14 protein-coding genes are annotated in these 15421 nt (G+C 63.1%); 6 read left to right on the top strand and 8 right to left on the bottom strand.

The features are described 5' to 3' along the window. Positions 1–52 precede the first annotated feature (52 nt). Entirely contained in the window at positions 53–1432 is a 1380-nt protein-coding gene (gene mgtE, locus P7F60_RS00335; RefSeq protein ID WP_277915718.1) for a magnesium transporter, read from the bottom strand. A 361-nt stretch (positions 1433–1793) separates the two neighbouring features. Between mgtE and P7F60_RS00330 the strand changes: the two genes are divergently transcribed. Both P7F60_RS00330 and P7F60_RS00325 read left to right on the top strand, forming a co-directional pair. Next, positions 1794–2411 (top strand): L,D-transpeptidase, encoded by a 618-nt coding sequence (locus P7F60_RS00330; RefSeq protein WP_277915717.1) that lies wholly within the window; start codon positions 1794–1796, stop codon positions 2409–2411. A 274-nt stretch (positions 2412–2685) separates the two neighbouring features. Then, positions 2686–3684 (top strand): ABC transporter substrate-binding protein, encoded by a 999-nt coding sequence (locus tag P7F60_RS00325; RefSeq protein ID WP_277915716.1) that lies wholly within the window; start codon positions 2686–2688, stop codon positions 3682–3684. Positions 3685–3759: 75 nt separating this feature from the next. On the opposite strand, the gene P7F60_RS00320 is transcribed toward P7F60_RS00325, so the two are convergent. Continuing rightward, positions 3760–4662 carry a DMT family transporter gene (locus P7F60_RS00320; protein WP_277915715.1) on the bottom strand — a complete coding sequence of 301 codons (903 nt, stop codon included), beginning with the start codon at positions 4660–4662 and terminating at the stop codon, positions 3760–3762. 140 nt (positions 4663–4802) lie between these two features. Here P7F60_RS00320 and P7F60_RS00315 point away from each other — a divergent pair, with 140 nt between their 5' ends. Further along, positions 4803–5276: an Lrp/AsnC family transcriptional regulator gene (locus P7F60_RS00315; RefSeq protein WP_277915714.1), complete on the top strand. Its 474-nt coding sequence runs from the start codon at positions 4803–4805 to the stop codon at positions 5274–5276. A gap of 58 nt (positions 5277–5334) precedes the next feature. On the opposite strand, the gene P7F60_RS00310 is transcribed toward P7F60_RS00315, so the two are convergent. Next, the gene (locus P7F60_RS00310) at positions 5335–6603 is read right to left on the bottom strand and encodes an MFS transporter (RefSeq protein WP_277915713.1); all 1269 of its coding nucleotides are present in this window, start codon (positions 6601–6603) and stop codon (positions 5335–5337) included. 266 nt (positions 6604–6869) lie between these two features. Between P7F60_RS00310 and P7F60_RS00305 the strand changes: the two genes are divergently transcribed. Beyond that, positions 6870–7841: a diacylglycerol kinase family protein gene (locus P7F60_RS00305; protein WP_277915712.1), complete on the top strand. Its 972-nt coding sequence runs from the start codon at positions 6870–6872 to the stop codon at positions 7839–7841. Here the strand turns inward: P7F60_RS00305 and P7F60_RS00300 are convergent, their stop codons facing one another. Further along, positions 7842–9197, bottom strand: coding sequence for a glutamine synthetase family protein (locus P7F60_RS00300; RefSeq protein ID WP_277915711.1), 1356 nt, complete (start codon positions 9195–9197; stop codon positions 7842–7844). It abuts the gene before it with no gap. Between the two features lie 199 nt (positions 9198–9396). Between P7F60_RS00300 and P7F60_RS00295 the strand changes: the two genes are divergently transcribed. Beyond that, positions 9397–10764: an aspartate aminotransferase family protein gene (locus P7F60_RS00295; protein WP_277915710.1), complete on the top strand. Its 1368-nt coding sequence runs from the start codon at positions 9397–9399 to the stop codon at positions 10762–10764. 71 nt (positions 10765–10835) lie between these two features. Here P7F60_RS00295 and amn read toward each other — a convergent pair whose 3' ends face one another. Together amn and P7F60_RS00285 are read right to left on the bottom strand one after the other, a co-directional pair. Next, entirely contained in the window at positions 10836–12332 is a 1497-nt protein-coding gene (amn, locus tag P7F60_RS00290; RefSeq protein WP_277915709.1) for an AMP nucleosidase, read from the bottom strand. A 64-nt stretch (positions 12333–12396) separates the two neighbouring features. After that, positions 12397–12567 (bottom strand): hypothetical protein, encoded by a 171-nt coding sequence (locus P7F60_RS00285; RefSeq protein ID WP_277915708.1) that lies wholly within the window; start codon positions 12565–12567, stop codon positions 12397–12399. A gap of 463 nt (positions 12568–13030) precedes the next feature. Between P7F60_RS00285 and P7F60_RS00280 the strand changes: the two genes are divergently transcribed. Next, positions 13031–13297 carry a sel1 repeat family protein gene (locus P7F60_RS00280; protein WP_277915707.1) on the top strand — a complete coding sequence of 89 codons (267 nt, stop codon included), beginning with the start codon at positions 13031–13033 and terminating at the stop codon, positions 13295–13297. Between the two features lie 66 nt (positions 13298–13363). Here the strand turns inward: P7F60_RS00280 and P7F60_RS00275 are convergent, their stop codons facing one another. Both P7F60_RS00275 and P7F60_RS00270 read right to left on the bottom strand, forming a co-directional pair. Continuing rightward, entirely contained in the window at positions 13364–14476 is a 1113-nt protein-coding gene (locus P7F60_RS00275) for a pyridoxal phosphate-dependent aminotransferase (protein ID WP_277915706.1), read from the bottom strand. Between the two features lie 153 nt (positions 14477–14629). Continuing rightward, positions 14630–14986 carry a hypothetical protein gene (locus P7F60_RS00270; protein ID WP_277915705.1) on the bottom strand — a complete coding sequence of 119 codons (357 nt, stop codon included), beginning with the start codon at positions 14984–14986 and terminating at the stop codon, positions 14630–14632. Positions 14987–15421 lie beyond the last annotated feature (435 nt).

Here is a 15421-nt window from a genome sequence, read left to right as displayed (position 1 = left end):
GACACAAGAGGCCGGCGGGTGATCCGCCGGCCTCTTGCTTTGATGTGGTGTTTTAAAGCAGCGTGCCGCTCAAGATCACCAGCGCCACGCTGAAATAGATCACCAGGCCGCTGACATCGACCAGCGTCGCGACGAAGGGCGCAGAGGCGCTGGCCGGGTCGAGCCGCAGCTTCTGCAGCACGAAGGGCAGCATCGAGCCGGCCATCGAGCCGAAGGTGACGATGCCGATCAGCGCGGCGAAGACGGTCAGGCCGACGAGCTGCCAGTGCGGACCGTAGTCGTAGAAACCGGCCGACTGCCACAGCGCGATGCGGGCGAAGCCGACAAGGCCGAGAATGCCGCCGAGCACCAGCCCGGTCGGCAGTTCGCGCAGCGCCACCCGCCACCAGTCGGAAAGCTTCAGCTCGCCGAGCGCCAGCGCCCGGATGATCAGCGAGGTCGCCTGCGATCCGGAATTGCCGCCGGAGCTCATGATCAGCGGCACGAACAGGGTCAGCACGATGGCCTTTTCCAGCTCGGTCTCGAAATGCTGCATGGCGCTGGCCGTCAGCATTTCGCCGAGGAAGAGCGCGGCCAGCCAGCCGGCGCGTTTCTGGATCATGCCGGCCATGCTGATCTTCATGTAGGGCTTGCCGAGCGCCTCCATGCCGCCGAACTTCTGGGCGTCCTCGGTCGTATCGGCGATCATCGTGTCGATGACGTCGTCGACGGTGACGATGCCGAGAACGCGGGCATAGTCGTCGAGAACCGGCAGCGCCAGCAGGTTGTTGGCGCGGATCAGTCGGGCAACCTCTTCCTGCGGCGTCAACGGCGTGGCGCTGACCACGCCGTCGCGGCGGGCAACCGACAGGATATTGGCGTCAGGCTCGCCCATGATCAGCCGCCGCAGCGTGACGACGCCGAGCAGGTTGCCATGCACCCGGTCGAGCACGTAAATGGCATAGATCGTTTCGCTGGCCTTTTCGACCTTGCGGATATGGGCCAGTGCATCGGCGACGGTGCAGTTTTCCGGCACGCTGACGAATTCCGTGGTCATCATCGCGCCGGCGGTGCGCTGCGGATAATGCATCAGATGCTCGACCGCCCGTGCTGTGGCCGGATCCAGCCGTGCGAAGATGACGTTGCGGCGCGTCGCGTCGTCCATGGCCTGGAAAAGGTCGGTCACGCGGTCATGGGCCGTGCCCTTCAGAAGCTTGACGGCCTGTTCGACAGGCAGCGCGGCGACGATGTCGGCGGCGTGATGCAGTTCCGGCCGGGCCAGAAGCGCTATGGCCTTGTTTTCCGGAAGGCTGGTCAGAACCTGGGCGGCCTCGGCCACGGTCATGCCGTTCATCTGCTCGACGCGGTCGGCAAGCGATGGCATCCCGGCAGTCGGGTTCAGAAAAATACGGGCGGCGCGGCCGGCCCGTTCGGGAAAGCTTTGAAAGTTCATATTGCTCGCCTTTCCGTCGATCGCACACCCCGTGCGACCGCGTGGACGAGCTGACGGGCGTCAGACCACGATGGCCGCTCGGGGCTTGCTCAATCGACCGCTACTGTCGCTTGGCATCGTAATGATGGCTCCGTTGAACTCCGCGCGGGTGAGAAAAAGTCAGCGCGTGAGGCATGAGGTGGGCCAGTTTTTCCCAAAAGTCAAGCGACGGAATGTCGCAGCCGGTGGAGCGTTCGCAAGCGCGTGGCGGCGCCGGATTTCCGCCGCAGAGGTTAAGCGAAAAGACGGTGTGTTTACCAGGCGTTAACCATGTTCTCCGTAAGTTTCGCGTCATCAACGAAACGTTTACGAGAGCGAGCCGATGTCGATTTCCCGCCGCCACCTGTTGCTCGGATTGTCCGCCATGCTGGCCGGCTGTACCGCGCAGACCTCCAGCCAATTGGCCAATTACGGTCCTCGCCCGGACGAAAAGCATCCCATGCCGGCGATGCCGCTGGAAAAGGTCAAGCCGGAGCTGCGCCGCCAGGAAGTCGCCTATGCGACCGAGCAGGCGCCGGGCACCATCGTCGTCGACACGCCGGCGCGCCGTCTCTATTACGTACTCGGCGCCGGCCGGGCGATGCGTTACGGCATCGGCGTCGGGCGCGAAGGCTATGCGCTCGCCGGCAATGCCTATGTCGGCCGCAAGGCCGAATGGCCGAGCTGGACGCCGACGCCCAACATGATCCGTCGCGATCCGCAGAAAAACCTGAAATATGCCGGCGGCCTGCCTGGCGGGCTCACCAATCCGCTCGGCGCCCGCGCGATCTATCTTTATCGCGGTGGCAACGACACCATGTTCCGCATTCACGGCACCAACCAGCCCTGGTCGATCGGCCAGGCGATGTCGAGCGGCTGCGTGCGCATGCTGAACCACGATGTCATCGATCTCTACGAACGCGTGAAACCCGGCAACAAGGTCGTTGTCCTGCAGGCCTGATGCGCTGCAAATAGAAGCGGAATACGAAAAGCCCGCGCCTTCACGCGGGCTTTTCGGCGCTCGCCGCTGCTTCATGTCGCAGCCGTGTCAGATCGAGGCGCATCTGGAGCGACATCGCGCACCCGTCATGCAAGACTGCCATGCGATTGAAAAGAAAGGCCGGGCAATCCGTTCGGGATTGTTGAACGGCCTCGCTTCGCATGTGCAGGATTGGGCGCGGCGGTGCGCCGGTCGTGTGCGGATGTCACACACCGCCAGATCAAGGGAACGAGACATGAAGAAACTGCTTGCAACGACCTGCCTTGCCGTCGGCCTCATCGGGTTCGGTGGCGCAGCCAACGCCGCCTGCGGCGATGTCACCATTGCCAGCATGAACTGGCAGAGCGCCGAAGTGCTCGCCAGCCTCGACAAGTTCATCCTCAACGAGGGCTATGGCTGCAAGGCCGAAATTATCGTCGGCGACACCGTGCCGACCATCACCTCGATGGTCGAGAAGGGCGCCCCGGATCTGGCCCCGGAAGGCTGGGTCGACCTGTTGCCGGACGTCGTCAAGCGTGGCCTCGACGATGGCAAGCTGATCGGCGCCGCAACCGCACTTTCCGATGGCGCCGTGCAGGGCTGGTGGATCCCGAAATACATCGCTGACGCCCATCCCGACATCAAGACCATCGACGACGCGCTGAAGCACCCGGAACTCTTCCCCGACCCGGAAGACGCCAGCAAGGGCGCCGTGCATAACGGCCCGCAGGGCTGGGGCGGCACGGTGGTGACGGCGCAGCTCTTCAAGGCCTATGGCGGCGAAGCGGCGAAGTTCACGCTGATCGATACCGGCTCGGCCGCCGGCCTCGACGGCTCCATCGCCAAGGCTTACGAGCGCAAGCAGGGCTGGGTCGGCTATTACTGGGCTCCGACCGCGCTGCTCGGCAAATACGAGATGGTGAAGCTCGAGCATGGCGTGCCCTATGACGCGGCCGAATGGAAGCGTTGCAACACGGTTGCCGAATGCCCCGATCCGAAGAAAAACGACTGGCCTAAGGACACGGTCAAGACGCTCGTCGCCAAGCCCTTCTCCGAGAAGGCCGGCCCCGAGGTCATGGATTACCTCAACAAGCGCGCCTGGACCAACGCCACCGTCAACAAGCTGATGGCCTGGATGACCGACAATCAGGCAAGCGGTGACGACGGCGCCAAGCATTTCCTGAAGGAAAACGAAGACCTCTGGAGCAAGTGGGTCTCGCCGGAAGCCGCGGAAAAGATCAAGGCGGCGCTCTGAGCCGCTTTTGAGCGCATACCGCGCCGGAGACAGGAAAAGCGCGTGCCGGTTCGCCCGGCACGCGCTTTTTGCATTTCAGGCCTTCGACAGGATACCCGTGGAAAGCGCGACACCGGCGCCGGTGACAAGGGCAGCGAGCAGGGCGGTGAGACCAACCGGCTCGCCGAGCAGATAGCCGCTGCCGAGCGTCGCCAGCACCGGTGTCAGCGCCGTGAAGGCGGCGGCCTGCGAACCGCCGAGCGCCCGGATCGCGGTGCCATAGGCCAGGGTCGCGACGAGGCCGGAGAGGATGCCCTGGCTCAGGACCTGCGGCAGCAGCTCGGCAAGGCTGGCCTGGGTCACATGCTGGCCGAAGACGGCGACCAGCGGCAGGTTGAGCAGGAAGGACCAGGCGGCGATGATCGCCGCACCCTGCAGGGCGCTTAGCCCAGACCGGCGGAAGGCATGGGTGAAGCCGGCCCAGAGCAGGGCGCCGAGCGGCAGCAGCACGAGACCGCCAAGCGTCATGCCGCTGCCCGTCAGGCTTCCGGCCAGCAGGATGGCGACGCCGGCGACGATGCCGCTAAGGCCGAGCAGCCGCATCCGATCCGGCCGCTCGCCGAAGAGAAGTATGCCGATCAGCGCTGTCGCGAGCGGCATGGCGCCGCCGAGCAGGATGGCGGCCGGGCCGGCCGGCGTCACCTGCAACGCCGTTGCCGCCACATGCAGGAAGACGATGCCCGAGCCTGCCACCATCGGCAGCAGGATGCGCAGGGGCACACCGCGCGGCAGAAGTCCGGTGCGCCACCAGACGGGCGCCAGCACCAGTGCCGGAATGCCGAAGCGGATCAGGCCGATATCGATGGAGTTCAGCGATGTCGCGGCCGATTGGCGCGTCGCCAGCATCCAGGCCGCCCAGATCAGCACGGTGACGACGGCCCCGGCATAGCCGGTAGCCTGCGAGGGAGTGTCGGTGTGAATGTCGGTAACGAGGGCCATGGGTCCGATCCTTGTCGCTGGAAGCGATGACGATGACCGAACTCTAGCGCTGCGGGGCAGGGCATGTCCTTGCGTTTTGTGGCTTGAAATTCCACACTGGCGCAATATCCTGCCAACATAAATGCGTGGAGTTCACGATTATGCCAAATCTCGATAAATTCGATATCGCCATCCTCAAGCTGCTGCAAAACGATGCGCGCGCCACCAATGTCGAAATCGCCGAAAAAGTGAACCTGTCGCCGTCGCCCTGCCTCAGGCGCATCCGAAACCTGGAAAAATCCGGCATCCTGCGCGGCTATCGCGCCGATATCGACCGCAAGGAAGTGGGCCTCGGCCTCACCGTCTTCGTCGAAATCAAGGTCGGGCTGCATTCGCGCGACAATGCGCAGGCGCAGCAGGAAGCGCTGCTCGCCATACCCGAGGTGGTCTCCTGCTTCCTGATTTCCGGCAATGCGGATTTCCTGGCGGAGGTGGTGGTCGAAGACCTCTCCGCCTATGAACGGTTGCTGACCGAAACCCTGCTGACCATGCCTGGCGTCACCGACATCCGCTCCAACTTCGCCATCCGCTCGATCAAGACCGGCGGCCCGTTGAAGCTTCCTGAGCCGCGCTAAGCATGTCCAGGAAAAGTGGATACCGGTTTTCCGTCCGGAAATGCGTCAAAACAAAGGATCAGGCGCGCGCCTTTTCCTTGCGATCCAAGATGTAGGAGACGGCAAATACGCCCGCGCCCGCAATCGACAGGAGTGCGCCGACGAAGCCGGTGGCGGCAAAGCCGTAGCCCCAGGCGATGACGAGGCCGCCGAGCCAGGCGCCGAGCGCATTGGCGATGTTGAAGGCGGAATGATTGGAGGCGGCGGCCAGCGTCTGCGCGTCGGCGGCGACATCCATCAGCCGCGTCTGGATCGCCGGGCCGGCGGCGAAGCCGCAGCCGATCAGGAAGGTGCAGAGGCACAGCATCGTCGGGCTTGCCGCCGTCAGCGAGAACAGCGTGAGGATGACGATGTTGTAGAGGATCGAGCCGCCGATGGTGTTCATGATCGAGCGGTCGGCCAGCCAGCCGCCGACGATATTGCCGGTGATCATGCCGACGCCGAACAGCGCCATCAGCACCGAGACCATGCTTTCCGGCATCATCGCCACCTTGGTCGCCGTCGAGGCGATGTAGGTGAAGACCGCGAACATGCCGCCATAACCGACGGCGGCGATGCCGAGTGTCAACCACACCTGCTTGCGCTTGAAGGCGCCGAGTTCACGCTTGAAGCTCGCGCCTTCCGCCACAGTGTCCCTGGGCAGGTAAAGGAAGATCAGTGCCACCGTCAGCAGTCCGATGGCCCCGACCGCGAGGAAGGCGATGCGCCAGCTGAAAGCCTGGCCGAAGAAGGTGGCAACCGGCGTTCCCACCAGTGTGGCCACGGTGAGGCCGAGCATGACGCGGCCGACGGCGCTCGCCCGCTTGTGCGGCGGCGCAAGCGAGGCGGCGACGAGGGCCGCGACGCCGAAATAGGCGCCATGCGGCAGGCCGGTGACGAATCGCAGCAGGGTGAAGCTTTCGAAGCTCGGCGCCAGCGCACTGAAAATATTGCCGACCGCGAAAATGCCCATCAGCAGCAACAGCAGGTCGCGCCGCGCCATGCGCGCCGCCGCGACCGCAATCACCGGCGCGCCGATGACGACGCCGAGCGCATAGGCGCTGATCACATAGCCTGCCTGCGACGGGGTGACGGAGAATTCCGAGGCCATGTTGGGCAGCAGGCCCATGATGGCGAACTCACCGGTGCCGATGCCGAAGCCGCCGACGGCCAGCGCCAGCTCGATCAGGATGGCGGCCAGCCGCGAAACCGGGGCCGGAACGGCAACGGGCGCCTGAACATGATCCTGATCTTGCGAATCGGTCGATTGGCCCGGCGAATCCAGGTCGATGGCGGCAAATTTCGTCATGATGTCCTCTTGAGGCGCGCAAACGGCGTTTCGCTGCCGCGTCGGGCAGGAGCGCCGGTTTTCGGGCCGCACGATGGGGAAATAAGGCTGTCAAAGCAATTTCGCCCTTTATCGGTCCAAGGCGGGCGCGCGTCGAGAGGCATTTTTTGCGCTGCGGCAAATTTTTCGTCAGCTGTGGGCTGGTTGCATCAGATACCCTTTTAACTTCCACGGGCAGCAACTATCTCAGTCCCCGGATCGCAAACCAGGCACGAAACGGTTGGCATATGAGATTAAAGGCCTTTCTCAATCGCGACGGCGGCACCTTCAGGACGACCGATATGGCCGAGTATGAAAGGCTGGCCGAGCATATCTTCCGTCAGGCCGGCCACGATTTCGACTGCGTCGTCGTCTCGGGCAAGGATATCGTCGAGACGATGCAGCGGGAAGCGGCGAGCGGCGATCTCGACGGGCTGATCGCCGGTGGCGGCGACGGCACCATCTCGACGGCCGCCTCGATCTGCTGGAAGAACGGCATCGCGCTCGGCGTCATTCCCGCCGGCACGATGAACCTGTTCGCCCGGTCGTTGAAGTTGCCGCTCGATATCCGCGTCGTCCTTGAAACGCTGGCCAACGGCCATGTCGAGGCCGTCGATATCGGCAGCGCCAACGGCAAATCCTTCGTGCATCAGTTTTCCGCCGGCCTGCATGCGCGCATGGTGCGCTACCGCGATGCCATGACCTTTGCCTCGCGGCTTGGGAAAATGCGCGCCAGCGCCCGCGCCGCCGTCGGCGTGGTGTTCAATCCGCCGGTCTTCGACGTCGAGTTCAAGGTCGACGGCCATATGCAGCATCGTACGGTCTCGGCCATCTCGGTGTCGAACAACGAGTTCGGTCCCGATCCGCTGATGTTCGCCGACAATCTCAAGGGTGGGCGGCTCGGCTTTTATCTGGCGCAGGAAATGCGGCCCGCCGGGGTAGCGCGGCTGGCCTTCGATATCCTGCGCGGTCGGCTGAAGGACAATATCGACGTCACCGCCATGGCCTCGACATCGATCGACCTGCATTTCCCGAAAGAGGGCGGGCGCAGCAATTGCGTCATCGACGGTGAATTGCTGCCTATGCCGCGCGACGTGGCGCTGCGCCTGCATCCGGGCGAACTGAAGGTGATCGTCGGCGATCCGCCGGTCGCCCCGACGCTGATCGAGCGCGTCGCGGCGGTGCTGCCGGCGAGCCGGCCCGCGGGACTGGATGCCTGATCAGAGACGCGGCAGATAGGTCTGGTAGTCGAAGTCCGAAATGGTCTTCAGGTAGAGCAGGGCTTCCTTGCGCTTGGTGACGCCGTAGAGCTTGCGATACTCCTCGCCGAAGGTATCGGCGATGAAGGCGGAGGCGGAGAATTGCTCGACTGCCGCCAGGAAATCGTAGGTCAGCCGTTCGGCATGGCTTTCGACGCCAGGCTCCGTCGCCGGGCCGGGATCGAGGTCGTTGTCGAGACCGAGCAGCATGCCGCCGAGGATCGCCGCCAGCAGCAGGTGCGGATTGGCGTCGGCGCCGGCGACGCGGTGCTCGACGCGGGCGGCCGGTCCGTCCTTGTCGGGGATGCGGATCGCCGTGCCGCGATTGCCGAAGCCCCAGGTGAGATCGACCGGCGCGAAGGAGCCGGGCTGGAAGCGGCGATAGGAATTGGCGAACGGCGCGAAGATGAGTTGCGCGTCGCGCATCGTCTGGAGCATGCCGGCGCAGACGGATTTCAGCCGCTTGGGATCGCCCCCCTTTGCGTCGAGCACGTTCTTCCCGTCCTTGTCGATGACGCTGGCATGGACATGCAGGCCGGAGCCGGCGTGCTCGGCATAGGGCTTGGCCATGCAGGTGGATTTCAGGCCGTGATGGCGGGCCGCCTGTTCGGCAAGGCGCTTGAGGTAGATGCAATCGTCGGCGGCAGCCAGCGCATCCGGGCGGTGCAGCAGGTTGATCTCGAACTGGCCGGGGCCGAATTCCGCCGTGGTGGCGTCGGCCGGCAGGCCTTGAGCCTTGGCCCAGCTGCGCAGCGTCTGCAGATAGCCTTCGAGCGCATCGACGGCGGACATGTCGTAGAGCTGATAGCCGTTCGGCTGGCCACGATAGGTAAGGCGTTGCGGCGGACGCGGGCGGCCGGTCTCGCGCCAGTCGTCTTCGACCACGTAGAATTCCAGCTCGGTGGCGACGACCGGCGTCAGGCCGCGCGCGTCGTATTTCTTCAGCACCGAGGCGAGGATGGCGCGCGGGTCCATGAAGCTGGGCGTGCCGTCGAGCTCATGCATGGTTGCCAGCACCTGGGTCGAGCCGGCCGGGGCCCAGGGCATCGGCGCATGCGAACGCCGGTCGGGAATACACACGCCGTCCGGGTCGCCGATCGACAGCGACAGGCCGGTGAGGTCGTCATTGTCGTCGCCCCAGATGTCCAGCGACTGGGTGGAGGAGGGCAGGCGCACGCTGCCTTCCCAGACCTTCTTTTCCGCTTCCAGGGGGATCTGCTTGCCGCGCAGGTCGCCGTTCATGCCGACGAGAAGGATTTCGATACGCGGCGGAGCGCCGACAACGGATGTGCCGGCGGAAGAGGAAGCGTCTGTCATGGATGATGCTCACAAAGGAAAAGACTTGCTTTCTGTTATACGAGCGAAAAACAATTCTGCGCAATCCCTTGCAAATCCGAATTTGTCGCGTCATCTTCGGCGCGCGATCAATCTGCCTTCAATCAGCAAGTCAGCGCAGGGGCGGCAAAAGCGCCGCCTGTCGCCGTTCGCACGGCCTGACTGTGGCGAGGATATTGTCATGAACACACATGTTGCCCAATCCAATCTCGGCGCGATCGATGCGGCCCATCACCTGCATCCGTTCACGGATATGAAGAAGCTGAATGCCGCCGGAACGCGGATCATCCAGCGAGCCGAAGGGGTGCATGTCTTCGACAATCACGGCAAGCGATACCTCGATGCCTTTGCCGGCCTGTGGTGCGTCAATATCGGCTATGGCCGCAAGGAGATCGCCGATGCCGTTTATCGCCAGATGAACGAACTGCCCTATTACAACACCTTCTTCGGCACCACGACCGAGCCGACCATCCTGCTGGCCGAAAAGATCACCGCCCATGCCGGCCCGCATTTGAACCACGTCTTCTTCGCCGGCTCCGGCTCGGAAGCCAACGACACCTGGTTCCGCATGGCCCGCGTCTACTGGAAGGCGCTCGGCCATCCCACCAAGACGACCGTGATTTCCCGCAAGAACGGCTATCACGGCTCGACGGTTGCCGGCGCCAGCCTCGGTGGCATGAAGTGGATGCATGAGCAGGGCAACCTGCCGATCCCCGGCATCGCCCATATCAACCAGCCCTACTGGTATGCCGAGGGCGGCGACCTGTCACCGGCCGAATTCGGCCTGAAGATCGCCCGCGAACTGGAAGAGAAGATCGATGAGCTCGGCGAGGAAAACGTCGCCGCCTTCGTCGCCGAGCCGATCCAGGGTGCCGGCGGCGTCATCGTTCCGCCGGAAACCTACTGGCCGGAAATCGCCCGCATCTGCAAGGAGCGCAACATCCTGCTGGTCGCCGACGAAGTCATCTGCGGCTTCGGCCGCCTCGGCTCGTGGTTCGGCCATCAGCATTACGGCATCGAGCCGGATCTCTGCCCGGTCGCCAAGGGCCTGTCCTCGGGCTACCTGCCGATCGGCGGCGTGCTGGTCAGCGACCGCGTCGCCGACGTGATGATCAACGAGGTCGGCGATTTCTTCCACGGCTTCACCTATTCCGGCCATCCGGTCTGCGCCGCGGCGGCGCTGGAAAACCTGCGCATCATCGAGGAAGAAAAGCTGGTCGAGCGCGTGCGCGACGATATCGGCCCCTATTTTGCCAAGGCTTGGGGCAGCCTTGCCGACCACGACATGGTCGGTGAAACCGTCTCCGTCGGCCTGATGGCCGGCCTGCAACTCGCCAAGGACAAGAAGACGCGCCAGCGTTACGCCAAGCCGGACGACATCGGTACCATGGTGCGCAATGTCTGCGTCGAAAACGGCGTCATCCTGCGCGCCACCGGCGACCGCATGCTCGCCTCGCCGCCGCTGACCATCACCGAAGAGGACGTCGACCTGATGGTCTCGACCCTGCGCAAGGGGCTGGACAAGATCTGGGCCGAAGCGAAGGACTGATCGTTGCGAAGAACCATATGGAAAAGGCGCCGAAAGGCGCCTTTTCTCGTTGGGCTGACTGGAAACGGCGTTTACTGGAATGCCGTCTCGTAAAAACTGCGCAATTTTCGCGAATGCAGCGCCTCGTTCGGCATCGCCGCCAGTTTCTGTACGGCGCGGATGCCGATCTGCAGGTGCTGGCTGACCTGGGTCTTGTAGAAGGCGGTCGCCATGCCAGGCAGTTTCAATTCGCCATGCAGCGGCTTGTCGGAGACGCAGAGCAGCGTGCCGTAGGGCACGCGGAAGCGGAAACCGTTGGCGGCGATGGTGGCCGATTCCATGTCGAGCGCGATGGCGCGCGATTGCGACAGGCGCTTGACCGGCCCACGCTGGTCGCGAAGCTCCCAGTTGCGGTTGTCGATGGTGGCGACGGTGCCGGTGCGCATGATGCGCTTCAGCTCAAAACCCTCGTAACCGGTGACTTCGGCGACAGCGGCCTCCAGCGCCACCTGCACTTCGGCAAGCGCGGGGATCGGCACCCAGACGGGCAGGTCGTCGTCGAGAACATGGTCCTCGCGCACATAGGCATGGGCAAGCACATAGTCGCCGAGCCGCTGGCTGTTGCGAAGCCCGGCGCAATGACCGAGCATCAGCCAGGCATGCGGTCGCAACACCGCGACATGGTCGGTGATCGTCTTGGCGTTGGAGGGGCCGACGCCGATATTGACCATGGTGATGCCGGCATGGCCCTTTTTCTTCAGGTGATAGGCCGGCATCTGCGGCAGGCGGCCAAGCGTCAAATCCGTCTCCGGCCTGTCGGAGCCGGCGGGCGTGACGATGTTGCCGGGCTCGACGAACTCGGTATAGCCTTCGCCGCCTCTGGCCATCAGCTCGCGCGCGAAGGTGCAGAATTCGTCGATATAGAACTGGTAGTTGGTGAACAGCACGAAATTCTGGAAATGGTTCGGGCTGGTCGCCGTGTAGTGGCTGAGCCGCGCCAGCGAATAATCGATGCGCTGGGCGGTGAAGGGCGCGAGCGGCGCAGGTTCTCCCGCCGGCTGCTCGTATTCGCCATTGGTGATCTGGTCGTCCGTGTTGTTGAGATCGGGCGTGTCGAACAGGTCGCGCAGGGGCACGTCGGAAAGCGAGGAACTGGCTTCCGCCTCGACATAGGCGCCTTCGCCAAAAGCGAAATGCAGCGGGATCGGCGTCGCAGATTCCGAGACGAGGATCGGAACATTGTGGTTTCGCAGCAGCAGGTCGATCTGCTGCTTGAGATAATGCCGAAACAGTTTCGGGCGGGTGACGGTCGTCGTGTAGATGCCGGGCGCCGTGACGTGGCCGTAGGACAGGCGTGAATCCACATGGCCGAAGCTGCTGGTTTCCAGGCTGACCTGCGGGTAGCAGGCGCGGTAGCGGCCGATGATCGGCGCACCCTTGGCCAGCGCCTTGAACGCCTCGGTCAGGAAGGCGGTATTGCGCTCGTAAAGCGCGGTCAGCGCGTCGACGGCCTCGACGGCATTGTCGAAGCTTTGCGGTTTGAACGCCTCGGGCGAGACGAAGGGTAGCGGAGAGATTCGTTTGTTCATGCGCCAGTATAGGAGCAGAACGGTGACAAGCAAAAGATCCCGCTCGAATATCCCGCAAAATTCCTCAGAGGATCGCGGTGCAATAGGGGCTTTCGGTGTGATAGCAGGGGGCTGCGGTGCCGCTGCGCATCTTCAGCGGCGATTGCGCCGAATGGTTCACCGCCGCCGAAAAGCCCATGGCGAAGACGAAGGCGCTGAGCATGATGATGGTGAGGCGGCGTGCGACGACTTCCATGGCTGTTCCCCTTGATATTCCCGATCCCACTTGATGATCTCAAAATGGAACACTGCATCTGAATACCGGCTGAGACGGCCGTTCATCCTGGGTTCAGCCGCACCCTTCGAATGCGAAAAAAAGATATCGAGCGGATTCGTGGTAAAGCAAGCGTTGAAATCCAAGTCTTGCATTTTCGTAAAATTCGAGGCGAAACCCTTCATTTGCAAGGGCCGGAATGTTTAATCGAATCCTGCATTTACCGTGTGTTTGCATTTTGTTTGTCGCCTCTTAAGCATGCATTTTAAACGCGTGTTGAAAGCCCTCTGGCATAGTCAAGCCATCAAACGAGCAGGGAAAACCTGCCGCCCCGACCGACCGGACAAGCCCCGAAAAACAAGGGCGACGGCCGCAAGGGGAGCCCTTCAGGGGCGATCGAAACAGGGACTTGAAAGACCAACAGGCATCAACAGGGACAAATCCGATGGCACGCTTTGAAATTCGCAATTCCGAAATGGCCACCATGGGTGGCGAAGCCCGCGCTGACGTCCTCTGCGATATGGGGCTGATGTATGCGACCGGACGCGGTTGCGACATCGATCTGGTCGCGGCGCACAAATGGTTGAACATCGCCGCGATCAAAGGGTCCGACCGTGCCGCAGAACTGCGCGCCGATCTCGCCGCCACCATGAGCAAGATGCAGCTCGCCGAGGCCCTGCGCGCCGCCCGCGAATGGATGACCCATCACTGACATGGACTTTTTTGACGACTGGAAACCGCGACCGGCAGGAACAAGGCCGGCGCGGTTTTGTCGTATCTAGCCTATGCTTTTCAGGACTTTCGGTAGCGTTTCGGCCAGCAGGTCGAGATCGGGCTGCGGCCCGACACTGATGCGGATGCAGCGGTTGAGCGGCGCGACGCCGGGCATGCGGATGAAGACGCCGTGCTCCATCAGACCGTCGACGATGGCGCGCGCATAAGTGCCATCGCGCAAGCAATCGACGGCGACGAAATTGGTCGCCGAGGGCAGGGCGACGAGACCACTGTCTCGGGCGATGACGCCGATCCGCGCCCGCGCCGCGGCGATCTTCCCGACGACTTCATGCAGGTAATCCTGATCGGCCAGCGCCGCCAGTGCCGCCGCCATGCCGATGCGGTTCATGCCGAAATGATGGCGGATCTTGTCGAAGGCCTGGATCGTGCCGGGCGTGCCGATGGCGTAACCGACCCGCGCGCCGGCCAGCCCATAGGCTTTCGAGAAGGTGCGGGTGCGGATGACGTTCGGCCGGTCGAGTAGCGAGGCAAGCGAAGGCAGGGCGCTCATCGGCCCGGTCTCGCAATAGGCCTCGTCGAGGATGACGAGGCAGGTTTCCGGCACGGCGCGGGCGAAGGCCAGCACCTCGTCCGCCTCCCGCCAGCTTCCCATGGGATTGTCGGGATTGGCGAAATAGACGAGCGTTGCGTCTTCCTGGCCCACCGCGTCGAGCAGGCCGGAGAGATCCTCCTTGTCACCGGCATAGGGCACGGTGACCAGCCGGCAGCCGAAACCGTTGGCATGATAATTGAAGGTCGGATAGGCGCCGAGCGAGGTGACGACGGTCGTGCCCGGCTCGACCACCAGCCGCACGATCAGTCCCAGCAGGCTGTCGATGCCTTCGCCGATGGCGATATTATCAGGCCGGATCCCGTGATGGGCGGCGAGCGCCTGCTTCAGCTCGAAGTTTTCCGGATCATTGTATTTCCACGTCTCCGCCGCCGCCGCTGTGATGGCTTCCAGAACCGAGGGCGCCGGCCCGAAACCGTTTTCATTGGCGCCGATGCGCGCCCGGACCTTGAGGCCGCGCTGGCGCTCGATGGCTTCGGGGCCGACGAAGGGAACGGTGGCGGGAAGGGCGCCGACCAGCGGCGTGAAGCGCGAGAATGTGGACATGCGGGCAGGAATTCCGGGTGAAACGATGGTGGCGAACGGTCGCCACCATAAAGCATTTCCAGGAAAAGTGGGAACCGGTTTTCCGTTCGGAAATGCCACAAAACAAAGGGATGCAGTTTCATGGCTACTGCAAACCGGTTTCGCCGGATGTGTTCAGTGCGTCGTTTCGTGCCCCAGCCGCAGCACATGCATCAGGAATTCCTGGGCCAGCAGCATGTTGAAGCCGATAGTAACGATTTCCTCCTCGCGGGTGATGATCGTGCAGCCGATCTCGTCGCGGATGCCGAGGATCTCCAGGAAGAAATTGTTCGGGAAGCTGAGATAGGGGCTGACCTCCAGCACCGCGCCGTAAAGCGAGATGCTCTTGACGATGCAACGGATATGCGTCTTGGCGCTGAGATGATGGCCGACCAGGATGATCCGGCCGGGAATATGGGTTTCGTAAGGTTGCAGTGCCCGGTCCGGGCGGTCGAAACCCTGTCTCGTCTGGCTGCGCGGGGTCAGGGGCATGGTAACCTCCGTTTCTCCTCCTTGGGATCTTGAAGATATCAAAGGAAAGCTGCCGTCCCATTGATGGAATGGATAAAATGCCGTGCAGTGTGAAAAGCACATGCTATGAGTGTATTTTCGGGGGCGAAAGCAGCAGGCGCCGAGACCAGCCGGTGCGCTGGCGAGGATGGGCCGCGTCAGCATGGGCGAGTGCCTCGCCCTCGATACGGAGGTGAGAATGATGTGGTTCATCCCCATCAGGATCGCGCTGACGATAAGAAAAACCCGGACGAGCTGGTCAGTGACCGTCCGGGTTGAACTTATAGGATAGCTAAACGGTTGGCAGAGCGCGAACTCTGCCAACCACTCCGTAAAAATAACGCAAATCCCCGCTTTTGCAATATAGAGGTTAGGCAGGGCATTTCCCGGAAATGCGAAAACAGAGATGTCGGAGGA

The sequence above is a fragment of the Rhizobium sp. YJ-22 genome (assembly GCF_029601685.1).
Classification (GTDB): Bacteria; Pseudomonadota; Alphaproteobacteria; order Rhizobiales; family Rhizobiaceae; genus Metarhizobium.
The sequence above is the reverse complement of the archived record's forward strand: the minus strand, read 5'-3'. Positions and strand labels throughout refer to the sequence as shown.